Origin of the sequence: Nonomuraea muscovyensis, from assembly GCF_014207745.1 — a bacterium.
Taxonomy (GTDB): Bacteria; Actinomycetota; Actinomycetes; order Streptosporangiales; family Streptosporangiaceae; genus Nonomuraea; species Nonomuraea muscovyensis.
This window is the reverse complement of record NZ_JACHJB010000002.1, coordinates 770,563-793,160: the sequence shown is the minus strand read 5'-3', so window position 1 is coordinate 793,160 and position 22,598 is coordinate 770,563. Positions and strand designations below refer to the sequence as shown.

At 68.4% G+C, this 22,598-nt stretch carries 21 protein-coding genes and 1 pseudogene; 11 read left to right on the top strand and 11 right to left on the bottom strand.

Going from position 1 to position 22,598, the window contains the following annotated elements; all coding sequences use genetic code 11:
- Positions 1-45: 45 nt before the first annotated feature.
- Genes FHU36_RS20230 through FHU36_RS20215 form a run of 4 tightly spaced genes read right to left on the bottom strand, consistent with a single transcriptional unit; the run spans position 46 to position 5,635 of the window.
- A complete protein-coding gene (locus FHU36_RS20230) occupies positions 46-1,755 on the bottom strand; it encodes an ABC transporter family substrate-binding protein (protein ID WP_185085509.1) in 1,710 nt (569 codons plus the stop codon).
- A complete protein-coding gene (locus FHU36_RS20225) occupies positions 1,752-3,821 on the bottom strand; it encodes an ABC transporter ATP-binding protein (RefSeq protein WP_185085508.1) in 2,070 nt (689 codons plus the stop codon). The genes FHU36_RS20230 and FHU36_RS20225 overlap by 4 nt, the downstream gene beginning before the upstream one ends.
- On the bottom strand, positions 3,818-4,657 hold the full coding sequence (locus FHU36_RS20220; RefSeq protein ID WP_185085507.1) for an ABC transporter permease: 840 nt from the start codon (positions 4,655-4,657) through the stop codon (positions 3,818-3,820). The genes FHU36_RS20225 and FHU36_RS20220 overlap by 4 nt, the downstream gene beginning before the upstream one ends.
- The gene (locus FHU36_RS20215) at positions 4,658-5,635 is read right to left on the bottom strand and encodes an ABC transporter permease (protein WP_185085506.1); all 978 of its coding nucleotides are present in this window, start codon (positions 5,633-5,635) and stop codon (positions 4,658-4,660) included.
- 431 nt (positions 5,636-6,066) lie between these two features.
- On the opposite strand from FHU36_RS20215, the gene FHU36_RS20210 reads away from it, so the two are divergent.
- Both FHU36_RS20210 and FHU36_RS20205 read left to right on the top strand, forming a co-directional pair.
- Positions 6,067-6,456, top strand: a complete 390-nt coding sequence (locus tag FHU36_RS20210) for an alpha/beta fold hydrolase (protein ID WP_185085505.1) — start codon at positions 6,067-6,069, stop codon at positions 6,454-6,456.
- A gap of 151 nt (positions 6,457-6,607) precedes the next feature.
- Positions 6,608-9,638: pseudogene (locus tag FHU36_RS20205) on the top strand (Tn3 family transposase).
- A 16-nt stretch (positions 9,639-9,654) separates the two neighbouring features.
- Here the strand turns inward: FHU36_RS20205 and FHU36_RS20200 are convergent.
- Positions 9,655-10,023, bottom strand: a complete 369-nt coding sequence (locus tag FHU36_RS20200) for a hypothetical protein (protein ID WP_185085504.1) — start codon at positions 10,021-10,023, stop codon at positions 9,655-9,657.
- A 447-nt stretch (positions 10,024-10,470) separates the two neighbouring features.
- A complete protein-coding gene (locus FHU36_RS20195) occupies positions 10,471-10,776 on the bottom strand; it encodes a DUF1330 domain-containing protein (protein ID WP_185085503.1) in 306 nt (101 codons plus the stop codon).
- Between the two features lie 188 nt (positions 10,777-10,964).
- Here FHU36_RS20195 and FHU36_RS20190 point away from each other — a divergent pair, with 188 nt between their 5' ends.
- Both FHU36_RS20190 and FHU36_RS20185 read left to right on the top strand, forming a co-directional pair.
- Positions 10,965-11,867 (top strand): LysR family transcriptional regulator, encoded by a 903-nt coding sequence (locus FHU36_RS20190; protein ID WP_185085502.1) that lies wholly within the window; start codon positions 10,965-10,967, stop codon positions 11,865-11,867.
- 536 nt (positions 11,868-12,403) lie between these two features.
- Positions 12,404-12,655, top strand: a complete 252-nt coding sequence (locus FHU36_RS20185) for a hypothetical protein (protein WP_185085501.1) — start codon at positions 12,404-12,406, stop codon at positions 12,653-12,655.
- Between the two features lie 81 nt (positions 12,656-12,736).
- Here the strand turns inward: FHU36_RS20185 and FHU36_RS20180 are convergent, their stop codons facing one another.
- The gene (locus FHU36_RS20180) at positions 12,737-13,393 is read right to left on the bottom strand and encodes a recombinase family protein (RefSeq protein WP_185087476.1); all 657 of its coding nucleotides are present in this window, start codon (positions 13,391-13,393) and stop codon (positions 12,737-12,739) included.
- A 395-nt stretch (positions 13,394-13,788) separates the two neighbouring features.
- Positions 13,789-13,956, bottom strand: a complete 168-nt coding sequence (locus tag FHU36_RS20175) for a hypothetical protein (protein WP_221496470.1) — start codon at positions 13,954-13,956, stop codon at positions 13,789-13,791.
- Between the two features lie 73 nt (positions 13,957-14,029).
- Here FHU36_RS20175 and FHU36_RS20170 point away from each other — a divergent pair, with 73 nt between their 5' ends.
- Positions 14,030-14,290 carry a helix-turn-helix domain-containing protein gene (locus FHU36_RS20170; protein WP_185085500.1) on the top strand — a complete coding sequence of 87 codons (261 nt, stop codon included), beginning with the start codon at positions 14,030-14,032 and terminating at the stop codon, positions 14,288-14,290.
- Positions 14,287-15,795, top strand: a complete 1,509-nt coding sequence (locus FHU36_RS20165; protein ID WP_185085499.1) for a site-specific integrase — start codon at positions 14,287-14,289, stop codon at positions 15,793-15,795. The genes FHU36_RS20170 and FHU36_RS20165 overlap by 4 nt, the downstream gene beginning before the upstream one ends.
- Before the next feature lie 72 nt (positions 15,796-15,867).
- Here FHU36_RS20165 and FHU36_RS20160 read toward each other — a convergent pair whose 3' ends face one another.
- On the bottom strand, positions 15,868-16,611 hold the full coding sequence (locus FHU36_RS20160) for a DUF6461 domain-containing protein (RefSeq protein WP_185085498.1): 744 nt from the start codon (positions 16,609-16,611) through the stop codon (positions 15,868-15,870).
- Between the two features lie 184 nt (positions 16,612-16,795).
- On the opposite strand from FHU36_RS20160, the gene FHU36_RS20155 reads away from it, so the two are divergent.
- Positions 16,796-17,506: a tyrosine-type recombinase/integrase gene (locus FHU36_RS20155; protein WP_246502510.1), complete on the top strand. Its 711-nt coding sequence runs from the start codon at positions 16,796-16,798 to the stop codon at positions 17,504-17,506.
- Between the two features lie 63 nt (positions 17,507-17,569).
- Entirely contained in the window at positions 17,570-18,091 is a 522-nt protein-coding gene (locus tag FHU36_RS20150) for an alpha/beta fold hydrolase (RefSeq protein ID WP_185085497.1), read from the top strand.
- Between the two features lie 47 nt (positions 18,092-18,138).
- Here the strand turns inward: FHU36_RS20150 and FHU36_RS20145 are convergent, their stop codons facing one another.
- Positions 18,139-18,900 (bottom strand): MerR family transcriptional regulator, encoded by a 762-nt coding sequence (locus FHU36_RS20145; protein ID WP_185085496.1) that lies wholly within the window; start codon positions 18,898-18,900, stop codon positions 18,139-18,141.
- A gap of 78 nt (positions 18,901-18,978) precedes the next feature.
- Here FHU36_RS20145 and FHU36_RS20140 point away from each other — a divergent pair, with 78 nt between their 5' ends.
- Positions 18,979-19,800 carry a MerR family transcriptional regulator gene (locus tag FHU36_RS20140; RefSeq protein ID WP_185085495.1) on the top strand — a complete coding sequence of 274 codons (822 nt, stop codon included), beginning with the start codon at positions 18,979-18,981 and terminating at the stop codon, positions 19,798-19,800.
- Positions 19,797-20,309, top strand: coding sequence for a hypothetical protein (locus tag FHU36_RS20135; RefSeq protein WP_185085494.1), 513 nt, complete (start codon positions 19,797-19,799; stop codon positions 20,307-20,309). The genes FHU36_RS20140 and FHU36_RS20135 overlap by 4 nt, the downstream gene beginning before the upstream one ends.
- Positions 20,310-20,703: 394 nt before the next feature.
- Here the strand turns inward: FHU36_RS20135 and FHU36_RS20125 are convergent, their stop codons facing one another.
- Positions 20,704-21,387 (bottom strand): GbsR/MarR family transcriptional regulator, encoded by a 684-nt coding sequence (locus tag FHU36_RS20125; protein WP_185085493.1) that lies wholly within the window; start codon positions 21,385-21,387, stop codon positions 20,704-20,706.
- A 146-nt stretch (positions 21,388-21,533) separates the two neighbouring features.
- On the opposite strand from FHU36_RS20125, the gene FHU36_RS20120 reads away from it, so the two are divergent.
- A complete protein-coding gene (locus FHU36_RS20120; protein ID WP_185085492.1) occupies positions 21,534-22,595 on the top strand; it encodes a cytochrome P450 in 1,062 nt (353 codons plus the stop codon).
- The last annotated feature ends 3 nt before the right edge of the window (positions 22,596-22,598 follow it).

The following is a 22,598-nucleotide window of genomic DNA, read 5'->3' as shown; positions in this document are numbered from 1 at the left end:
CCCGGCCGGAGGACCGGCCGGGGGTTCGACGCGCTGGCGGGAGGGTCAGCCGGTGAAGCCGACCTGCGTCCAGTCAGGAGCCTTGTAGCCCCACGGGCCGAGGTTGGCGAGGTTCTTCTTCGTCGCCTGGATGTCGGGACGCTGGTACAGCGGGATGGTGTGCACCAGGTCCCAGATGAGCTTGTCGGCCGCGTTGGCCTTCTCGATGGCCTTGGCCGGGTCCATCTCGCCCACCGTCTCGTCGATCGCCGCGTCCAGGGCCGGGTCGCTGCCCTTGGGGAAGTTGCTCTCCGAGCCGGTCTTGTAGATCTGCGGCAGCGCGCTGATCGGCAGCGGCGTGCCGATCCAGGAGAACGGCACCAGGTCGAAGTCGCCCTTGATGATGAAGTCGGTGAAGAACTTGTCATCGGGGACCGGGCGGATGGTCAGCTTGATGCCGACCTCCTTGAGCATCGCCTGGGTGAGCTCGCCCTCGGTCTTGGCGTAGGGGACGCCGGCCGGGACGACGAAGCTCAGCGCGAACTCCTTGCCGTCCTTCTTGCGGTACTCGCCCTCCTGCTTCCAGCCGGCCGCGTCGAGGAGCTGCTTGGCCTTCTCGGGGTTGTACTTGCCGAGGTCGCCGGAGTTGTCGACGTAGCCCTTGTGGTTGTTCATGAAGACGTGGTTGCCCAGCGTCTGCAGCGGCCAGTCCATGTCCTTCAGGTCGGACTGGGTGATCACGTCACGGTTGATCGCGTAGGCGACGGCGTGCCGGACCGACTTGTCCTTGAGGAACTCGGCCTGGTTGTTGACGGTGATGTGCCGCCAGTTCGGGCTGAGCGCCTTGCGGATGTCGACGTTCGGCACCTCCTTGGCCCGCTTGAGGTCGGCGGGGCTGCCCGGCGGGATCTCCACGGCGTCGAGCTCGCCGTTGGCGAAGGCGTTCACCGACGCGGCGGGCGTCTCGATCGTCCGGAAAATGATCTTGTCGAGCTTGGCCTTCTTGCCCCACCACTTGTCGTCACGCACGACGGTGAGCGTCTTGGTCGCCTCGTCGATCTTCTCGACCTTGAACGGGCCGGCGGTGACGGGGATCTTCTGCAGGTAGTCCTTCTCGTACTTCTCCGGGTCGCCGTTGGTGGCGGCCGGGATGAGCTGCGGCGAGCGGGACAGCAGGCCCTGCCAGTCGGGGTAGTTCTTGGCGAAGGTCATGACGGCGACCTTGTCGGAGTCGCCCTTGGTGACCGACTCGATCCGGTCCCAGCCGTCGGTGGAGGCCGGCTTGTACTTCTTGTTCTTGCCGCTGTTGGCCGTCCACATGGCCTCGACGTCCTTCCACGTGATCGGCGTGCCGTCCGACCACGTGGCCTTGTCGTTGATCGTCCAGGTGACGACCTGCTTGCCCGAGGAGGTGTCCACCTTCGCGTCGGTCAGGAAGTCCGGGTTCGGGGTGAACGTGGCGTTCTCGTCGGCCACCATCATCTGCGGCAGGACCGTGTCGAGCATGACGGCGGTGTCGCGCTGGTTGCCGTCGACGTGGTTGGGGTTCCACTGGCTGGGCCACTGCCCGACCGCCAGCGTCAGCGTGCCGCCGTCCTTGACCTGGTCGTAGGGCACCGGGTTGATGCTGATGGCCGGGGTCTCCGCCATCTGCTGCTGCGCCTGCTGCGACTGCTCTGCGCTGGGCTTCTTGGCGTCGCCGCCGCCGCCACCGCAGGCCGCGACGGCCATGGCGAGGACCGCGATCCCCGCCGCCGCCCGGTATCCAACCTTCACTTTTCCTCCTGGTCTCCCGAGGCCGTGATGACCTCGATCTCCTCCGCGTAGTGGCAGGCGGCGCCATGATCGGCGGCGCTCGCGAGCCTGACAACTGAGGGCTCTTCGTCCACACAGCGCCGCCGCTCGGCCTCGCCCAGCCGGGCGAACTTGGGGCAGCGGGTGCGGAACCGGCATCCCGATGGCGGGTCGGCCGGGCTGGGCAGGTCCCCTTCGAGCAGGATCCGCCTGCGGGTGCGTTCCATCTCCGGGTCGGGGAGCGGGATCGCCGACAGCAGCGCCTGCGTGTAGGGGTGCGCGGGGCGGTCGTAGACGTTCGCCACCGCGCCGATCTCGGCGATCTTGCCGAGGTACATGACGGCGACCCGGTCGGCCAGGTGTCTGACCACGGCCAGGTCGTGCGCCACGAACAGGTAGGACAGCCCCAGCGTGTTCTTCAGCTTCTCCAGCAGGTTGATCACGCCAGCCTGGATGGACACGTCCAGCGCCGAGACCGGCTCGTCCAGGACGAGCAGCTTCGGGTCCAGGGCCAGCGCCCGGGCGATGCCGATGCGCTGGCGCTGCCCGCCGGAGAAGCGCTGGGGGTAGCGTTCGGCGTGCTCGGGCGCCAGCCCGACCAGCGTGAGCAGCTCGGTCACGCGCGCTGCCACGTCCTTGTGGCCGTGGGCGCGCAGCGGCTCGGCGATGATGTCGCCGACCGGCATGCGCGGGTCCAGCGCCGCCATCGGGTCCTGGAAGACGATCTGCAGGTCGCCGCGCAGCGACTTCCTCGCCGCCCGGTCCAGGCGGGAGCTGTCCTTGCCGAGCACGACGACGCGGCCGCTCTGCGGCGGTTCCAGCCGCATGATCTGCTGCAGCGTGGTCGTCTTGCCGCAGCCGGACTCGCCGACCAGGGCGAGGGTCTCGCCCTCGGCGATGTCGAAGCTGATGCCGTCGACCGCGTGCACGGTGCCGACGCGCCGCTTGAACACCGCGCCCTTCATCAGCGGGTAGTGCCGCACCAGGCCGTCCAGCTCCAGCACGGTGGGGCGCTGCTCGCGCGGCACCCGCACGATGTCGCTGGGCGGGATGACCGGCACGGGGAAGACGTCGGCGCCGGTCAGGCCCTTGTGCTCGATCTCGCGCGAGCGGATGCAGGCCACGTGGCGGCCGCCGCCGATCGGGGTCAGCGGTGGCTCCTCCTCGTCGCAGGAGTCGATGTGCATCGGGCAGCGCGGCGCGAACGGGCAGCCGGGCGGCAGCGCCGCCGGGGAGGGCGGGTTGCCCTCGATGGGCACCAGCGGCCCCTCCTCGCCGTCGATCCGCGGGATCGAGGCCAGCAACCCCATCGTGTACGGCATGCGCGGCCGGTAGTACAGCTCGTCCACCGGGCCCTGCTCGACCGGCCGGCCCGCGTACATGACGAGCACCCGGTCGGCCATCCCGGCGATCACTCCGAGGTCGTGGGTGATCATCACGATGCCGGCGCCGGTCTCGCGCTGCGCCGTCTTGAGCACCTCCAGCACCTGCGCCTGGATGGTGACGTCCAGGGCGGTGGTCGGCTCGTCGCAGATGAGCAGGTCGGGGTCGTTGGCGATGGCCATCGCGATCATGGCGCGCTGGCGCATGCCGCCGGAGAACTCGTGCGGGAAGGCCTTGGCCCGCACGTCCGGGTGCGGGATGCCGACCAGGTCGAGCAGCTCGACGGCCCGCCGGGCGGCCTTGTCCTTGGCCACCTTCTGGTGGACGCGGACGGCCTCGGCGACCTGGTCGCCGATGGTGTAGACGGGGGTGAACGCCGACAGCGGGTCCTGGAAGATCATGCTGATCGACTTGCCGCGGACCTTGGTGAGCTCGTCCTCCTCGACGCCGATGAGCTCGCGGCCGTGCAGCCTGACCGAGCCGCTCACCTGGGCGTCGCGTGGGAGCAGCCCCATGATGGCCAGCGAGGTGACCGACTTGCCGGAGCCGGACTCGCCGACGATGCCGAGCACCTCGCCGCGGGAGACGTCGTAGCTGACGCCCCGCACGGCCTGGATGTCGCCGGGGAAGGTGACGGTGAGGTCGCGGACCTCCAGGATGCTCATGAGTTGCTCCCCGGGTCGAGGGCGTCGCGCAGGCCGTCGCCGATGAGGTTGATGCTGAGCACGAGCAGCACGAGCAGCCCGGCGGGGAAGGCGAACAGCCACGGGTAGCCGGTGGCGTTGCGCGAGCCCTCGGCGATGAGCGTGCCGAGGGACACGTCGGGCGGCTGGATGCCGAAGCCGAAGAACGACAGCGCGGCCTCGCCGATGACGGCGGCGCTGACGTTCAGCGTCGCGTCGATGATCAGCAGGGACGACAGGTTGGGCACGATGTGCCGGAAGATGATCTTCCAGCGGGGGATGCCCATGTAGACGGCGGCCAGCACGTACTCCCGCTCGCGCAGCGACAGCGTCATGCTGCGCACCACCCGCGAGGTGATCATCCAGGTGAACGCGGCCAGCAGCACCACGAACCACAGCCACGAGGCGCCGCGCAGCCGCGGCGAGACGATCGCGATGATGAGGAAGCTGGGCAGCACGAGCAGCAGGTCCACGCCCCACATGAGGGCCTTGTCGACCCAGCCGCCGAAATATCCGGCGAACGCGCCCACCACGGCGGCCAGGCCGGTGGCGATGACCGCCACGAGCAGGCCGATGACGATGGACTTCTGCATGCCGCGCAGCGTGACCGCGTACATGTCCTGGCCGATGGTGGTGGTGCCCCACCAGTGGTCGCCCGACGGCGGCGACAGGAAGGCCAGGAAGTCCTTGTCGGTCCACTCGTAGGGGCCGAGGAAGGGGCCGATGTAGGCCAGCGCCACCAGCAGGATCAGGGCGATGGAGCCATAGCGGGCCTGCCTGTTGCGGAACAGGCGCCCGATGACGACTTTGGAGCGCATCTAGCTCACCCGCACACGAGGATCGAGGGCCGCCACCAGCATGTCGGACAGGAAGGCGGCGGTCAGGACGCAGATGGCGGTGAAGAAGGTCACCGCGGCGACGGAGTTGACGTCGTTCTGGTGGATCGCGTCGACCAGCCAGGCGCCCATGCCGTGCCAGGCGAAGATCTTCTCGGTGAAGATGGCTCCGGTGAACATCGTGCCGAAGGCGAAGGCGAAGTAGGTGGCCGAGGGGATCAGGGCCGTGCGCAGCGCGTGCTTGATCAGGGCGGTCCGGCGCCGCAGGCCCTTGGCCATCGCGGTGCGGACGAAGTCCTGGCCGAGCACGTCGAGCATCATGTTGCGCTGGATGCGGCTGTAGAACGCGACCGAGCCGAGCGTGAGCGAGATGGTCGGCAGGATCAGGTGGTTGATCCGGTTGAGGAACTGGTCCCAGCCGCTGAGGCGCGGGTTGTACTCGCCGGTGTACTCGATCAGCGTGAAACCCAGGCTGCGGTTGACGTTGTACGTCGCGATCGCGAGCAGGGTGGCCAGCAGGAACACCGGGATCGCCATGATGACGAACGAGCTGACCCCGATGAAGCGGTCGGTGAACCTGTATTGCTTGATCGCCGACAGCGCGCCCAGCCCCACCCCGATGACGAAGCCCAGGATCGTGCCGATGAACAGCAGTCGCAGGCTGACCCAGATGCGCCGGGCCATCTCGTCGTTGACCGAGCCGCCGTTCCAGGTCTTGCCGAAGTCCCCGGTGACGACGCCCGAGGCCCAGGTGGCATACCGCTGGAAGACGGGCGTCTTGTCGTTGAGGTTGTAGGCGTCGAGCGTGGCGTCGATGACGTGCTCGGCGACCGGGGGCTGGCGGCCCTCGTAGGCGGCCCGGGGGTTCATGGTGGTGGCGGCGAGCATGTAAGCCAGGCTTGCTGCGATGGCGACCAGCACCACGTTGATCGCCAACCTGCGTAGCAGGTACTTGCCCATTACCCTCCGTTCGCGTTGACGGGGGTCGGTTGTGCCGGTCGGATGGAGTGCCCCCGCAACGTAAAGGCCGTCTTACGTGCTGAAGAACACTTGACGTGAGTTGACGACCACGCCGCAGAATATCCGGCAAATCGCTACACCCAGCAATACGCGTGACATAACAGTAAGATCACCGCGTGGTAGATCATTGAGGTCATCCGTGATCTTGCCGGGTCCTCCGACCTGCGGGAACACCCTTGTCTGCGAGGCTGACCCGATCGTGGCGGAGGCGTCAATGTCACAGGATCCGCACACAATCGACGCGGGTTCGCCGCATACCTGACAGAACCCCCAGCAGGGGAGTGCCGCCCCTGTTCGCCCAGGTGGGGCGGGCGTGGTGCGCCGACGGCGAACGGGCCGCGCGGTCCCCAGGACTGCCTTACGGTCCGGCCATGACGATGATCGAGTCTCGCGGGATCGCCTACGACGAAGCCGGTCGCGCGACGGGAGCCTGCGCCGACGCGGTGGTGCTGGTGCACGCCGGTGTGGCCGACCGGCGCATGTGGGAGCACCAGTTCCGGACCCTGGCGCGTGAGCACCGGGTGATCCGCTACGACTGGCGCGGCCACGGCGAGTCGCGCGACCCCGGCCCCGAGGTGTGCCACCACGAGGATCTGCTGGCCGTGCTGGACGCGCTCCACGTCCGCCGCGCGGTGCTGGTGGGCTGCTCGATGGGCGGCGGCTACGGCGTCGAGGCGGCGCTGGCCGCCCCGGGCCGGGTGGCGGGCCTGGCGCTGATCGGGTTGCCGGTAAGACTCGTGCAACCAGGTACACCCGTTTGAGTCCTCCCAGGTCAGTGCTGGTGTTCACGGACCGTAAAGGGATCCTTCTTTGATTGTCGGACGTACGTGGTCGTGCACGGCCAGTATTGATTCGGATTCGTGGGGTTTGCGGCGGCGTGGCCGACCGCTTCGCGAGAGAGCCGGATGCCGCGTGGCGCGTGTGCTGGACGAGGACGAGCTCGTTGGGAACTGGACGCTGGTCGGGGACGAGCTGGATCAGTTGTCGGGCCGGCGTGGCGCGACGAAACTCGGGTTCGCGCTCCTGCTGCGGTTCTATGCGCTGAACGGCCGGTTCCCGACGGGCCGCGCCGAGCTTCCCGATCAGGCCGTCGGCTACGTTGCCCGGCTGGTCGACGTGCCCCGCCTCAGAGCTGGGGCTGTATGAGTGGGACGGCCGGACGATCAAGGATCACCGCAAGGACATCCGGAAGTACTTCGGGTTCCGGGAGTGCTCTCTCGCTGATTCCGACAAGGCCGCGGACTGGCTGGCGGCCGAGGTCTGTCCGAAGGAGCGGCAGGTCGACCGTGTCCGCGCCGAGTTGCTGGCGCATCTGCGCCAGGAGCGGATCGAGCCGCCGGCGCGGGACCGGATCCGCCGGATCATCGGGACGGCGCTGAGGCAGGCCGAGCAGACGCAGACCTCCCGGATCTCCAGCCGGATCCCTGCAGCGGCCATCCCGCGGTTGCTTGCCCTGATCGCCAAGAGCGCCGATCCCGGTGACGAACCCGAGGACCAGGGCGAGGACGACGGCGCGTTGTTCGGCGCCGCCGAGGCCGCTGCGGTGGACGTGTTCGCGGTGATCCGCGAGGAGCCGGGCAACGTGAGCGTGAAGACGATCGAGCGGGAGGTGTTCAAGCTGACCGCGATCGGCAAGGTCGGCTTGCCCGACGACCTGTTCGCCGACATCGCGCCGAAGGTGCTGGCGGCCAGGCGGGCCCGGGTGGCGGCCGAGGCCCCGTCGAACCTGCGCTCGCACCCGCACGACATCAAGGTGACGTTGCTGGCGGCCTACCTGTACTGCCGGTCCCGTGAGATCACCGACACCCTGGTCGACCTGCTGATCGCGACGGTGCATCGGATCAACGCCCGCGCCGACACGAAGGTCATCGGTGACTTCGTGGCGGAGCTGAAGCGGGTGTCGGGCAAGGAGAAAATCCTGTTCAAGATGGCCGCGGCCGCCCTGGAGTCGCCGGAGTCGCAAGTAGAGGACGTCATCTACCCGGCGGTGCCGGGCGGCTATAGGACGCTGGTCCAGTTGCTGCACGAGTACAGAGCGAGGGGCACCTCTTACCGACAGCACAAGCAGCGGGTGTTCAAGGCCTCCTACACCAACCACTACCGGACCGGCCTGATCCAGATCCTGGAGGTGCTGGAGTTCGGGTCGACGAACACTGTGCACACGCCGATGATGCAGGCCCTGACTTTGATCAAGCGGTACAAGGCTGAGCAGTCCAACCGGATCAAGTGCTACGCCCTCGGCGAGCACGTCCCCGTCGACGGGATCGTCCCGTCCGAGCTGGTAGAGCTGATGTACCGGGCCGACAGCACCAAGCGGCAGCGGATCCTGCGCACCGTGTACGAGTGCGGTGTCTTCCAGACACTGCGGGAGAAGCTGCGCTGCAAGGAGATCTGGGTCCACGGGGCGGACCGGTGGCGCAACCCCGATGACGACCTGCCCAAGGACTTCGAGGACAGGCGCGCGGAAAACTACTCCAAGCTCCGCAAGCCGCTGGACCCGCAGGTGTTCGTCGACCAGCTGCGCGAGGAGATGGACGCCGAGCTGTCGGCGCTGAACGACGCCCTGGGCGGCAAGGGCCTTACCTGGTTGAAGATCGCCGAACGGCGCAACGCCGGGGCGATCCACCTGACCCCGCTGGACGCCGCCCCGGAGCCGCGCAACCTGCGTCGGCTGAAGGCGGCGATCCGGGAGCGATGGGGCGTCGTCCCGCTGATGGACATGCTCACCGAAACCGCCCTGCGGACGGGATGCCTGAACGTCTTCACCTCCTCCGGAACCCAGAACCACCTCGACGCCCAGGTGCTGTTCGAACGGCTTCTGCTGCTGATCTACGCCTACGGGACGGGGACCGGGATCCGCGCGGTCGCCGCTGGCGACCATCCCCACACCGAGGACGACCTTCGGTACGCGCGCCGCCGTTTCCTGACCGTCGAGGCCTGCCGCGAGGTCGCCCGGGTGATCGCGAACGCGACCTTCGCCGTCCGGCAGGCCGCCCTGTGGGGCGAGGGCACGACCGCGGTCGCCTCGGACTCCACCCACTTCTCGGCCTTCGACCAGAACATCTTCACCGAGTGGCACTCCCGCTACCGGCGCGCCAAGCGCGGCGTGCTGATCTACTGGACGGTCGAGGTAGGTGGGTCGATGGCCGTACACAGCCAGCTCATCAGCTGTTCAGCCTCCGAGGTCCACGCGATGGTCGAGGGCGCGATGCGGCACGGCACCGACATGGAGGTCGAGCAGAACTTCGTCGACTCCCACGGCGCCAGCTTCGTCGGGTTCGGGATCACCAGGCTGCTGGACTTCGACCTGGTCGCCCGGTTCAAGCAGATCAACAAGATGAAGCTGTATGTGCCCGGCCGGGGCGAGGACTTCTCCTACCCGCTGCTCGCGCCCGCGCTGACCAGGCCGATCCGGTGGGACATCATCACCCAGAACTACGACATCATGATGAAGTACGCCACCGCGATCCGGCTGCGGACTGCCTCTACCGAGGCTCTGCTACGCCGGTTCACCTCCGAGACCACCCACCCGGCCTACGCCGCGATGCTGGAGGTCGGCCGCGCCCAGCGCACGATCTTCCTCGCCCGCTGGCTCCGCGACCGCGATCTCCAGCGGGCGACCGAATCCGGATTGAACGTGGTGGAGAGCTACAACGGCGTCAACGACTACATCAAGTTCGGCAAGCGCGGCGAACTCGCCTCCAACCGGCGCGAAGAGCAGGAGCTGGGGATGCTGTGCCTGCACATCCTCCAGTCGGCCCTCGGCCTGATCAACACCCTGATGATCCAGGACACCCTCGCGCTACCCGAGTGGGAAGACGTCCTCACCGACGCCGACCGGCGCGGCCTCACCCCGCTGTTCCACACCAACATGACGTCCTACGGCGAGATCCAGCTGCGCACGGACCGGCGCCTCGACCTCACCGACCTGCCGACCGCGTAGCGGGCCGGACCCGGAGTCAGGACCCTCTGCTCGCCCTGCACGAGCCGGTCTGATGGACGTGGTGGGCGTGGTATCCGTAGTCCCCGAGGGGGATGGTCGAATGGGGCTCTCCGCACGTCCGCAGCGCGCCGATGTCTTCCTCGTCGTCAAAGAAGTCGGCGTCATAGAAGCCTTCCTCCTCACGGTTGGCCAGGCATTCGGCGAGGATGTCGCGGGAGCCCTTCGAGGCCAGCTCGCCGATCAGGGCGTCCTTGCCCTGGCCGTCGTTCTCGAAGGAGTCGTTGAACTGGATGGTGGGCTCTACCACCCCATGCAGATTCTTGTAGGGGCCGATCCACACCCGCACCCTGGGCAGGTCGGCGCGGGTGCTGGCCCACCGCACCACGCCGTCGCCGGCTCCAGTGCGCCATCCTGGCGCAGCCAGGCGCGCCCCTGGGCTACTTCAACAACAGAAGAACCGCAGATCGAAACCCCTCGAAAGAGGTCTTGACCTGCGGTTCTTCAAACTCTGAGTAGCCCCGACGGGGCACACGGCAGATGGATGCGGGATGCGCCCCTGGCCATCGAAGCCTTGTGTTCGCTGGACCGATCTGTCGTGTGAGAAGCGGTTCGCTTCGGGCGAGGGTGAGTTTCGTCGACGAGGTCAGCGAGACAGTCCAGCTGGCCCGGACGTCGCGTCGCTTCTTCGATCCGCCCGACAGGGATCAGGCCGTCGAGGACGTCGACGACAAACTGGGACGCGGGGCATGGCTTCGAACTCGTCTCGTGAGTCGTCGTTCAGCACCGTGTGCGTATCAGGTGACGGATGCTCAGCGATGGCTGGGCTCGCCGGTCAGTCGATGCCTTCGATGATGCGGAAGTCGCGCTCGAAGCCGTCGGGGAGGGCCACCAGCGCCTTCTGGTATGCCTCGCTCTCGTATGCCGCGACGGCCTGTTCAAAGCTGTCGAACTCGATCAGAACGACGCGTTGCGTGATTCCGGCCTCGTGGGCGACGACTCGACCGCCACGGGACGGGAGGAGGGCCAGGTTGCGCCCGCCCCCAGCCTGGACAGCTAGACCGGCCAGCTTGTCGTAGGCAGTCAGCCTCTCAGGGTCGGAAATGGCGGGGTAGACACTGACCCAGTAGCCCTTAGCCATGGAAACCTCCTGCGTTCGGCCGGACACGTCCGACTTCGAATCGACACTCAGATCGATCGATCCCGGCAACGGGTACTGCGATCAGTTGAATCGTCATATGCGCAGGTTAGAGCGTGATGTGCGGTCGAGGGAAAGACCGGTACGGGATAGACTCAGAACGGATCGTTATCAATCGGCAGGGAGAGCATGTGGCGCCGGATACGGTGAGCCTGCGGTACTTCCTGGTGCTGGCGCAGGAGTTGAACTTCACCCGCGCGGCCGCACGGATCGGTATCGCACAGCCCGCACTCAGCGCCCGGATGCGCCGATTGGAGGCGGAACTCGGTACGGCCCTGCTGATCCGCAACACGCGTAGCGTCGTATTGACCACGGCCGGTGCGGCTTTGGCGGAGTCCGCGCCGCCCGCGCTGGCGGCGCTGGAGCGGGCATGGGACACCGCCCGGCGCGCGGCGGCCGGTGAACTGGGCACGCTGCGCATGGGATACAGCCTCACCGTCGGGGCCGAGACGGCACCGGCCCTGGTGGACAGGCTGATTCGCGACAACAGCGGGCTCGAGGTCGGCGCGGTCCCGATGGCGACACCGGAGATCTGCCCCGCGGTCGCCGACGGCCGCATCGATGCCGGGATCACCCGCGGTGAACAGCCGGGCCGTGGCGTGCGCCGGTTCCTGCTGCGGCGTGAGCGCGTCGGGGTCCTGCTGGCGCAGCACCATCCGCTGGCCGAACACCCGGAGATCGAGATCGCCGACGCGGCCGCGTATCCGCTGCGACTCCCGGACCGTGCGGCCAACCCCGTGATCTACGATCAGCTGTCCGCACTGTTCCGAGACACCCGGCCACACCCTCGATTCCACACGCCCGCAGTCTCTGTCGACATGTCTCTGCGCGACCTGCGCGACGGGGTCACCCTCGCCCCGGCCGGAGAAGCCGCGGTCACGGCATCACCGGCCGGTCTCACCTGGCGACCGCTGCGGGGCGCGCCCAGCCTGACGATCCACCTGGTCCTCCCACGCGAGCCGTCGCCGCTTCACCGCCGCATCCGTGCCGTCGCCAAAACCCTGGCGCGCGAGCTGCACTGGCTGCCGGACTGACGCGCAAGAGGTCAAGCGAGACGGACGCCTGCGGTGGCGAGGCCGAAGACCTTGCGCCTGGCGGACTTCGCGGTGATGACGACGGCGGTCTTGCTGAATGTCCGACACGACCTTGCTACGCTGGCGGATCAGCATCCGATGATGGCCCCGGGTCCGGTCCGAGTCGTAACCGCGGCGACGTCCTCGCCCAGCCCGAGATCTCGGCGGATACCGCGCCTTCGCCGACGCCGAACCGGACAAGCACGGGTAACCGGCGGGAACGCCCGCCGTCAACGGCGTCCATGACGTCGGTCAATGCGCAACGCCAACCACTGTTCCATTGCTCCCCGAGGCCGGCGTAGGGGTTGTGCTCCCTGATCATGCGAAGCATTCGCACCGCTGAAGACTCCATCACGATCTCCGCTCGGGGGTCGGGTCGGCTTCATGCTTCTGATATTGCTCAATATCAGAAGCCATAGAACAGAGCCAGCTTCTGATATCGCGGCACTGGGCTACGCTTAGCCCAGCGAAACCACTTCTGATATTGCGAGGGCCATGTGGGGCGGCAGCACCAAGCGGTACCCGAGGCGTTCACCACGATCCACGCCGCCTATGCCGCGGCACTCGAACGCGCCCCGCTGGATGGCGACACCCGACGCGCCTACGACTCCCGGGTGCGAACCTTCCTCGCCTGGCTCGACGCGAGCGGTCTGGACGGCGGCCCTCTCACCGACGCCCACGACCGCGACTTCGCCGTCCGCGACTACAAGACCGGGGCTGAGGAACAGCGGTACAGCCATTATCGGTGAGATTGATCTTGGTAGTCGTGGCGGCAGTCAAGGGTGACGTCGACCAGGCCTGATGGGCTTATGCGCTGCGGCCAGGACGACTTACGGGGCCTGGGCATCGATCGCCTTCGTGCCGGCTGCGCGTAGTTCGTTCAGGTCGGGGATGTGGTTGTAGAGGGTCCCCACTGATACGCCCAGGAGCTTGGCGATCGAGGTGACGGAGCGTCCAGGATCCGGCAGCAGGTCACGGGCGGCTTTGAGGAGTTCGGCGGTGACGACGGTGGGACGTCCCCCGGTACGACCTCGCGCTTTCGCAGCGGCCAGGCCCTCATGGGTGCCGGCGACGATGAGTTCGCGGATGAACTCGGCCAGGGCGGCGAAGACGTGGAAGACGAGGCGGCCGCCGGGGGTGGTGGTGTCGAGGCTCTCATGCAGGCTGGTGAAGCCGATGTCGCGTTTGCGGAGATCGCCGACCATGGTGATGAGGTCATGCAGGCTGCGACCGTAGCGGGCGAGCTCGGGCACCACGAGGGTGTCGCCAGCCGTCAAGAACGCGTGGCAGGCCTGCAGCTCCGGCCGGAGCGCGTTCTTGCCCGACTTCTTGTCGGCGAAGATCTTGCGGCAGCCAGCCGCCTGCAGGGCGTCGATCTGACGATCGAGGCTCTGGCCCCGGGTGGAAACGCGGGCGTATCCGATGCGGACCTCGGACCGGGTTGCGGGGAAGGCGGCGAGGATGTCGTCGGGCAGACCCGGGGGCATGGTCGTCACCACCAAATTCTCTCAACAAACGGTCTCGGGAGTTATTGAAGGCGGGCGGTTTTTGAAGCGAGTTTTTGAAGATCCCGTCTCAGGTCGGCGCCGAGGCAATGATCGCCCTCATAAAACGAACGTTTTTTGAAGGCCCTGGAGCGTGATCGGCAACAGTCGCTACTCCCTGGCCGGATCGCGAACTCTGGCCAGTCAGGCTGATGGCCAGCAGATCCATGCCCAGGTGCTGGTAAAGGCCGTCTAACCATCCGAAGGTAGCGCTGAGATACGCGGCGCTGGCGACAATTTCGCCAGCAGATTCAGTTGCCGGGAGCGCCCGCTGTCTGTGGGCATGTCGGGATCGGTCGACCAGGTCATCAACTGCTGCGCGCTACCCAGTCCCGTCTCTAGACACCTCCGATGCGGCTCTGCGCCGCTGGCACCACTCTGCCGATCGTAGTGGCGAGCGTGGCTCCGAGGACGCTGACGCCGACCAGGGTCAGCCAGATCGCGGCTGCCCCGGTGGACAACAACCCGGAGAGCGCGGCCGGAGCGACCGCTCCTGCGACAGTCACGGCGAGCTGGTTGAGGGCCAAGTACCGACCGCGGAGAGCGTCTGGGGCGCTCTCCGCGGCGACAGTCGACGTGATGGGGCCGCTCCTGCGCGAGCGCGGCATCGACCTGTCAGCCTCCCAGGTCCACCGCCTGGTCTCCGGCACCCCCGAACGGCTGTCCCTGCAGGTGATGTCCGCGCTCTGCGACATCCTCTCCTGCACCCCGACCGACCTGGTCACCACCACCGCCGAAAACGCTGGCGTCCGCAAGACCGCCACCGGCGACCTGCCCACGCCGCCCACCGGAGCCGAGAAGTTCCGGCCACGCCCGGCCCGCATCCTCCCTGACGCATGACCCGCACCTACGCCACCGACGAGCAATACGAACGGTGGTTCATAGCCGAGTGCTGCCGCTGCGGCCGCCGCCGCCACAAGGCAGGGCATTGGCCGGACGGATACATCTGCCGAACCTGCGCCGACCGCGCGATCCGCGTCCGGGGCACCTGTCCCGGATGCGATCAAGACCGTGCACTTCCCGGACGACGAAGCAGCGACGGTGCGGCGATCTGCACCACCTGCGCCGGCTTCTCTCAGACGTTCGCCTGCTCACGCTGCGGGTTCGAAGGCAAGCTCCTCGGCGGGCGACTCTGTGAACGCTGCACCCTCAACGACCGGCTCACCGCAGTGCTGGACGCCGGAACCGGCCGCATCCGCCCGGAGCTGAGACCTCTGTTCGACCTGCTCGCGGCGATGGAGCAGCCCGGCCGCGGGCTGGCCTGGCTGGCGATGCACAGCAACCATCCCGGGAACGCGGCGGCGCTATTGCAGCGACTCGCTCTCGGACAGATCCCGCTCACCCACGACGCTCTCCATGAGCTCCAGCCCTGGAGAACGGCCGCTCACCTCGAAGAACTCCTGATGGCCGGTGGCCCCCTGCCCGCCGTCGACAAATACATCTGCTCCTTCCAGCGCTGGCTACCTGGTCACCTGGCCAGCGTCGACAACGCCGTGCGCGTCAAGACGATCCGGCTGTTCGCGACCTGGCACGTCCTTCCCGCTCTTCGGGCCCGCGCTGAACGCAGCAACATCACGCCGAGCGTTCGCCGCAACGCGGCCGAGCAGATCACACACGCGACCACGTTCCTCACCTGGCTCCACAAGCGCGGCCGCACGCTCGGCTCCTGCCGCCAGAGCGACATCGACGCCTGGTATGCCGAGAACACCGAACATGCCCGCACCCGGCTCCGGGTCTTCCTCACCTGGGCCATGCAGAGCCGTCAGTGCCCACGATCACTATCGCTGCCCGCGATGAAGATCTCCCGCCGAGCCCCTCTGACCGAGGACGAGCGCCTGGCCGCCCTCCGGCGTCTGCTTATCGACACGCACATTCCCCAGCGCCTGCGAGCCGCTGGCATCATCGTGCTCCTCTACGCACAACCCCTTACCCGGGTCATCCAACTCACCATCGATGACCTGTTCCGCGACGGAGAAGACGTGTTCCTGCGCCTCGGGGAACCGCCCTCGCCCGTCCCCGGGTCGGTCGCGTCCTTGCTGCTGGACTACATAGCGGCTCGCGACAATATGAACACCGCCACCAACCGCGCCTCTCGCTGGCTGTTCCCCGGCCGCCGAGCGGGCCAGCCCTGCCGCCCCGACCATCTATCCGCCCTTCTCAACGAGATCGGCATTCCAGCAGCCGCCGCCCGCGGCGCTGCCATCCGGCAACAACTCCTGGAGATGCCTGCCCCGGTCGTCGCCGACGCGCTCAGCTACCACGACAAGACCACCGCCCGCCTCCTTCGAGAAGGTGGCGGAGGGTGGAACCGCTACGCCGCCGGGGAACACGGAACGTCACCATAAGCCTTACAGGAACGACAACTTACGACAGCTGAATGGGCGAGCCCACCAGTCAGTACCGGAGGCCCATGGGGGTTAAGCGGCGCCGTGATCAGGCTCAGGGCCGCTTACCGCTTTCAGCTGCTCGAGTAAAACGCCGAGGCTGGTCCCGCGCTGAGGCTCTTGTGACGGTGGCAAGTCGGCGATCGCGCCCACCAGGAGTGGTCCGTCCAGCAGGTCGGCGGTGAACGTCACGCCGGTGAGGCGCGCCGCCATCGCGAACATCCGCGCGAGGCCGTGTCCGGACAGGTCGTCGTAGCGTTGGTCCCAATCCTCATCTGAGCTCTCCTCGAGAGGCAGGCCGAACTCGCGCATGAGGCTGGCAAGCCGGTCGGTGTCGGCACCGGAGCGATGCTCGGGAGAAGTCGGGTCGAAAGCCGTGAGCACCATGCCGTCCGCGGCGTAATGAAAGTAGTCGCAGGCGTAGTCATGCCGTAGGACGGACACCACGTCGGTGCCGGCCGACAGCCGCGCCAGCGTCGGGTTGTTCGTCCCCGACCAGCCGCACGGTTCCACCGCCGCGCACCCATCGCCGGTTGCGACCACTCCGACATAACCCCCTCCGTCACCACCCTCGGTCACCGTCGTGAAGTCGGAGACCGCCAGCTCCAGGTCGGCGAAGCTCATCTGCGTGCTCGTGCGGGCGCCGAACCGGCGCAGTACCTCGGCCGGGTCGAGCCCGCGCAGCAAGGTCACGCAGTAGATCTCGCCGAGCAGGTTGCCCCGATCGCCGTACGGCGGTTGCAGCCAGCGGTACGGCGCCAGCGCATCGATTGTCATGTCGCGATCTTGGCAGGCCCTACCGACATAGTTAGGCCCCCTTCGCCCTTCCGCGCGCACCTGCTGCCCGCGAGTCCGGCTTCTTGCCGCCGACATCACGGAAAGTCACTACCACGGCCCTTGGCATCGAGAACTCGCGATAGTCGAATAGGTGATTCCACCAGTATCAGCCCCGAAGACCCACATGAAGACCGTCCTGCATCGGGCGTCGAACACCGTGAACGCCCACCTCACCGCGCTGGACCACTTCTTCTCTCAGCTCGGGCTCGGCCCCGCGATCGTCCGCCGTGACGACGCGCCCAAACTCGCGCCCCGCGCCCTGGACGCCCGCCAGCAGAAGCGGCACTTGCGCGCCGTCGAACGCCGCCCCCTCGCCCGCGACCGCGCGATCGGCCGGCTGCTGTTCTACTCCGGCGTCCGAATCGCCGAGCTCGTCGCCCTGGACGACAACGACATCCCGCTCTCGGCCCGCAAGGGCAAGGTCATCGTCCGCTCTGGCAAGGGTGAGACCTCCCGCGAGATCCCGCTGCTGGACGGCACCGCCCGCGCCTCGGTCACCGAGTGGCGCACCGAGCGCGCGTCCTGGCCCGGCGCGGCCGACAACCCCGCCCTGCTCCTCAACCGCCGCGGCGGACGCCTGTCGACCCGGGCCGTCGACCAGCTCGTCGACGAACTCGCCACCGACGCCGACATCCTCGACGACGCCGACGCCCTCGCCCTATCCGCCCACATCCTCCGGCACACCCTCGCCACCAACCTGCTGCGCGCGGGCGTCGACATCGTCGTCGTCGCCGAACTACTCGGCCACGCCCGCCTCGACACCACCCGCCGGTACACCCTGCCCACCCACGCCGACCTCGAAGACGCCGTCGGACGCCTCCCCACCGATCAATAGGGCACCGCGGATCTGGGCGAACTCAAACGGGTGTACCTGGTTGCACGACTCTTACCGATACCCATGATCGGCTCGGGCCTGCCCGGCCACCCGTGGCCCGACGAGATGCTGGCCCAGGCCCGCGAACGCGTCCACAGCTCCGTGCCGGCCGATCGGCTGGCACGCTACCGCGACGGCACCGCCCGGCACGTCGACCCCGCCGACGTGCTGGCCATGGCCCGCGCGCACACTCTGTGGCAGGTGGCGGGCCCCGACCGGGGCCGCGCCGACCTGGCCGACGAGGTGTGGGAGGCGGCGGTGGAGATGTGCCGGCTGGTGTTCCATCGCATGTGGACCGGCCCGCGCGCGACCGAACGCCATCTCGACCCGCCCGCTGCGCGGCGCCTGTCCGAGATCGCCGTGCCGGCGCTGGTGGTCAACGGGCGCTCGGACGTGCCGGGCATCCAGGCGGTCTCGGGGCTGCTGGCCGAGGGCATCGCGGGGGCGCGCCGCCTGGACCTGCCGCGCACCGGACATCTCGCGCCGCTGGAACGCCCGTCCGAGGTGACCGGGGCGCTGACCACCTTCTTGAAATCTACAATGTAAAGCCGTGGGCTCGGTGTAAAAATGATCATCACCCAACCCGAAAGGCCTCAGCGGCCGGGGGAGTCCGCGTTGGCGTCGATGGCCACCCGGAAGTAGGCCGCCAGGCCGGGCACGACCGCGTCGAAGGTGGCGGTGAAGCGCGGGTCCGTCACGTACAGCTCGCCCAGACACCGGTGGATGTCGTACGAGCAGGTGTAGAACCAGCGGCTGATGTGGCCGCGGTGCCGCTCGGCGAGGTTCATCGCCTGCTCGCCGTCGGCGGGCAGGCCCGCCTTGAACGCCGCCGCCAGCTCTTCCGTGATCGCCGCGGCCTCGGCCTTGAGCTGCAGCCAGTCGGCCTTGGTGTAGGAGGCGACGCGGCGGCGGCTCTCGGCGTACTCCCGGGTGTCGCCCCAGCGGCGTTCGACCTCGGCGTCGTGGTCCTCGGGCCGGAAGTCGCCGAACACCTCGAAGCGCTCTTCGGGGGTCAGCTCGATGTTCATGGTGCGGGCCTCCATGGCGCGTTCGACGGCGGCGATCATGTCGCGGAGCCGTTCGGACTTGATCAGGAGCAGTTCGTGCTGGCGGCGCAGGTGGGTCAGCTCGTCGCTGCGCGGCTCGTCGAGGATGACGGCGATCTCCTCCAGCGGGAAGCCGAGCTCGCGGTAGAGCAGGACCTGCTGCAGCCGCAGCAGGTCGTCGTCGGTGTAGCGGCGGTAGCCGGCCCGGGTGCGCTCGCTGGGGCTGAGCAGGCCGATCTCGTCATAGTGGTGCAGGGTGCGGACGGTGATGCCGGCCAGGCGGGACACCTGTCCCACGGAGAAGCTCATGCTGCCAGCCTGCACCCTCACGCGGCGTGAGGGTCAACGGTTGGACTCTCCCACGGGGGGAGACCCCATGCTGGAGGCATGGAGGAGGATCTGCTGCCGATCGGGCAGTTCGCCCGGCTGAGCCGGTTGAGCGTCAAGCAGTTGCGCTACTACGACGAGCTGGGGCTGTTGGTGCCGGCTTACGTGGACGCCGATTCGGGCTACCGCTACTACCGGGCCTCGCAGGCTCGGGCGGCGTTGTCGATCGGGTTGCTGCGGTCGCTGGACGTGCCGTTGGGCGTGGTCGGCGAGGTGTTGTCGGGTTCGGCCGGGGCGCTGGAGTCGGTGCGTGACGATCTGGAGGCCGAGCTGGCCAGGCGCCGCCGTACGTTGGCGTCGCTGGAGCGGGTGATGTCCCAGGGGTTGCCGTCGGCGCCGGTGCGGCTGGTGACGGAGCCGGCGCGCCCGGTGCTCGTGGTGCGCGAACGGGCGGCGGGTCCTGATGACGTCGCTCGTGCCACCTCGGCCGGGGTGGCGCGGTTGACGGCTTTGGCGTTCGGGGGCGGTGGCGGGATCGCCGCGCCGGGTCAGGGGGCGGCGGTGCAGTTCGTGGGGTTGTTCCCCACTGACCTGGACGACTCGGTGGAGGTGGCGGTCGCGTTGGTGCTCGCTCCGGGGTCGGTGCGTGGTGTGTCCGGGGACGCTTCGGTGGAGGTGTTGCCGGGGGGTGTGTTCGCGTCGGCGACGCATGTCGGCCCGTACGACCAGATCTCCCTGACCGCGCACGCGGTGCTGGCGTGGTGCGCTGAGCGGCGTCACGAGCCGCGCGGTCCGATTCGTGAGGTGTACGTGTCGGATCCGGCCGTCACCTCGCCTGACCAGCTTGTCACTCATCTCATGATCTGTCTGGAGGAACGATGACCCCTCAACTGACCACGTACGGCCCGGTGACCTGTCTGAACGTCACGGGGATGGGTGCGCCGGGCGGTGCCGAGCACGTGTCGGCGATCCGGGCGCTCTACACGGTCGCGGGTGCGATGGGTGGTCCGGCGGGGCCGATGGAAGGGCTGTGGTGGGTCGAGGACGATCGGCCGGGGCTGGAGGTGCCGCGGGAGTTGTGGCGGTGGCATCTGCTGTTGCCGCTGCCGGCGGTTCCGGAGCCGGGGGTGCTGGAGCGGGCGCGGGAGGCGACACGGCCGTCGGGGGCGGCGGTGGATCGGGTGGTGGTGCGGACGGTCACGGAGGGGGAGTGCGTGGAGGTGCTGCACGCGGGGCCGTTCAGTGAGGAGCATGTGTCGTTGAAGGTGATGGAGGAGTTCATGGCCGAGCGGGGGTTGGTGGTGAACGGGCCACATCACGAGGTGTATCTGACGGCGCTGGACGACCCGGAGCCGCGGACGTTGCTGCGCCAGCCGGTGCGGGGGGCGTAGCGACGCCTGGGTGGCCCGGTGTGGCGGGCCAACTGGTGAACGAGGGTCGGCCGCTATCGCGTGGACCGGCGCGTGGCTGGTTGCCGGCCAGCCCACGTGCCTGTCGGGGTAGGCCGTCCGGCTGATCGGTTCGCAGGACGGGGGTTCGTTCGTTCGCGTTACCCGATCCGCTGCAGGGGCTTGGCCACGCTGGAACCGGACTCCCGGCGCGCCATCCGGCGCAGGACGATCGGCGCGAGGAGCAGGCCGAGCATGGCCCAGGCCCCGAGCACCTCGATGGTTTCCAGCTGGCGCCAGGACTCGCCGATCTCGACGGGTCGAACAGGGCCTCGTGGGCGTTGAGGGGCGATTGGACGACAGCGGTGATGGCCGGGGCACAATCCCTGCGGTCTGATCACGGTGGGAGGTCGCGCCAGCGTTCGGCCGACGCCAGAGCGTCCAGGCTGATCCGCTCCAGGAACGCACCGCCCCTGGCCAGGCGGCGTCCCACGGGCGTGTCGAGCCCGAGCGTCCGCCCCGCCGCCTTCGTGATCTCCGCCGCCGCGAGCGTCTGCCGCGCGCTGATCACCGTCGAGTGGTACCAGGCGTCGTCGTCGACCACGTAGATGTCGCGCCGCCGCTGCGGATCACGCTCGCGCCTGATCAACCCCTGCTGGGTCAGGTAGCCCACCGCCATGGAGATCGAGGCAGGACTGACTTTCAGCCCGCGCGACAGCTCGGCCGCAGTGAGCCTGCCGTCCTCGCTCAGCCACAGGCCGATGAGCACGCGCGCCACCATCTTCGGCAGGCCCATCCCGACCGCCAGCTCGACGGCTCCCTCTTCCACCTCGAAGACCTTGCGGTCCTGGGGTTCGGCCTCGGGCGAACGGGCCGGGGTGCCGCGCCGTGCCCGCCGCGCCGCCGCCTGGTGCGCCCGCTCGGGGCGGTAGTCGCCGGGGCCGCCGTTGCGGCCGACCTCACGGCTGATCGTCGAGGTCGGCCGGTCCAGCCGCCTGGCGATCTCGGCGTAGGAGCGGCCTTCGGCGAGGCCGGTCGCGATGCGCTGGCGGTCCTGCCGGGTCAACCTTCCTTCTGGCATGACACCACTATTGCGTTCGGCGCCACGCAATGCAATGTTTCATTGCATTCAGCTCCAGCGTCAACGCATCAGTATTTCGGCTTTGACCTGTGCTTATGTGGATCGATTGATTGACAGAATTTCTGAAAGCAACGTAGCTTTCAATCGTGTCGAATGCGTACTATCGTGATGAGCCGGTCGCTCCGTCCCTCGACCGCGCACCCGCCTGTCCCTTCGATCCCGCCCCCTCGCTCACCGCCCTGCGCGCTGAGCAGCCGATCGCCCGCCTGGCCGCGCCCGAGGGCGCCCCCGGCGTCTGGATGATCACCGGATACGACCTGGTCCGCCAGATCCTCGCCGACCCGCGGTTCAGCTCCCGCTACGAAACCCACTACCACCCCCTGGCGGGCGGCCACCTGCCGCCCGCCCCCGTCGGCGATCTGACCGGCATGGACGCACCCCGGCACACCCGCTTCCGCAAGCTGCTGGCGGGCGCGTTCACCGTCCGCAGGATGAACCTGCTCACCGAGCGGGTCACCGAGATCACCCGTGAGCGGCTTGACGCGATGGAGCGGCAGGGGCCGCCCGCCGACCTCGTCGACGTCTTCACGCAGCCGGTTCCGGCGCTGATGATCTGTGAGCTGCTCGGCGTGCCGTACGAGGACCGCGACCGGTTCCAGGGCTCCACCCGGGCCCTGCCGGACGCCGGGACCGCTGAGGCGCAGTACGCCGCCTTCGTCGAGCTCGGCACCTACCTGCGCGAGCTCGCGCTCGCCAAGCGGGCCAAGCCGACCGACGACCTGCTCAGCGACCTGGCCACCGGCGGCGACCTGACCGACGAGGAGGAGCTGCTGCGTTACCTGTCCGTCGCCGCCACCGGTATGCGCGGCGTGCTGGAGGACGTGGAGCTCGGCGGCAGGCAGCTCAAGGCGGGCGACACGGTCGTCATCGCGATCAACGCCGCCAACAGGGACCCGGCCAGGTTCGCAGGCCCCGACGTGCTCGATCTGCGCCGCTCGGCCGCCGGGTATCTGGCCTTCGGCCACGGCGTCCATCAGTGCCTCGGTCAGCAGCTCGCCCGCATCGAGATGCGGGTCGCGTTTCCCGCGCTGCTCAGCCGCTTCCCGACGCTGCGGCTCGCCGTACCGGCTGAAGAGCTGTCGCTGCGCACCGACCCCTCGCAGGTGTACGGCGTGCACAGCCTGCCCGTCACCTGGGGTCAGGGGTGAACG

What these genes read in the sequence shown, in the direction of transcription:
- FHU36_RS20225 (WP_185085508.1), bottom strand. Translation starts at nt 3,821, where the DNA reads ATGAGCATCCTGGAGGTCCGCGACCTCACCGTCACCTTCCCCGGCGAC.
- FHU36_RS20220 (WP_185085507.1), bottom strand. Translation starts at nt 4,657, where the DNA reads ATGCGCTCCAAAGTCGTCATCGGGCGCCTGTTCCGCAACAGGCAGGCC.
- FHU36_RS20215 (WP_185085506.1), bottom strand. Translation starts at nt 5,635, where the DNA reads ATGGGCAAGTACCTGCTACGCAGGTTGGCGATCAACGTGGTGCTGGTC.
- FHU36_RS20210 (WP_185085505.1), top strand. Translation starts at nt 6,067, where the DNA reads ATGACGATGATCGAGTCTCGCGGGATCGCCTACGACGAAGCCGGTCGC.
- FHU36_RS20195 (WP_185085503.1), bottom strand. Translation starts at nt 10,776, where the DNA reads ATGGCTAAGGGCTACTGGGTCAGTGTCTACCCCGCCATTTCCGACCCT.
- FHU36_RS20180 (WP_185087476.1), bottom strand. Translation starts at nt 13,393, where the DNA reads ATGCCCCCGGGTCTGCCCGACGACATCCTCGCCGCCTTCCCCGCAACC.
- FHU36_RS20170 (WP_185085500.1), top strand. Translation starts at nt 14,030, where the DNA reads ATGGGGCCGCTCCTGCGCGAGCGCGGCATCGACCTGTCAGCCTCCCAG.
- FHU36_RS20165 (WP_185085499.1), top strand. Translation starts at nt 14,287, where the DNA reads ATGACCCGCACCTACGCCACCGACGAGCAATACGAACGGTGGTTCATA.
- FHU36_RS20160 (WP_185085498.1), bottom strand. Translation starts at nt 16,611, where the DNA reads ATGACAATCGATGCGCTGGCGCCGTACCGCTGGCTGCAACCGCCGTAC.
- FHU36_RS20155 (WP_246502510.1), top strand. Translation starts at nt 16,796, where the DNA reads ATGAAGACCGTCCTGCATCGGGCGTCGAACACCGTGAACGCCCACCTC.
- FHU36_RS20150 (WP_185085497.1), top strand. Translation starts at nt 17,570, where the DNA reads ATGATCGGCTCGGGCCTGCCCGGCCACCCGTGGCCCGACGAGATGCTG.
- FHU36_RS20145 (WP_185085496.1), bottom strand. Translation starts at nt 18,900, where the DNA reads ATGAGCTTCTCCGTGGGACAGGTGTCCCGCCTGGCCGGCATCACCGTC.
- FHU36_RS20140 (WP_185085495.1), top strand. Translation starts at nt 18,979, where the DNA reads ATGGAGGAGGATCTGCTGCCGATCGGGCAGTTCGCCCGGCTGAGCCGG.
- FHU36_RS20135 (WP_185085494.1), top strand. Translation starts at nt 19,797, where the DNA reads ATGACCCCTCAACTGACCACGTACGGCCCGGTGACCTGTCTGAACGTC.
- FHU36_RS20125 (WP_185085493.1), bottom strand. Translation starts at nt 21,387, where the DNA reads ATGCCAGAAGGAAGGTTGACCCGGCAGGACCGCCAGCGCATCGCGACC.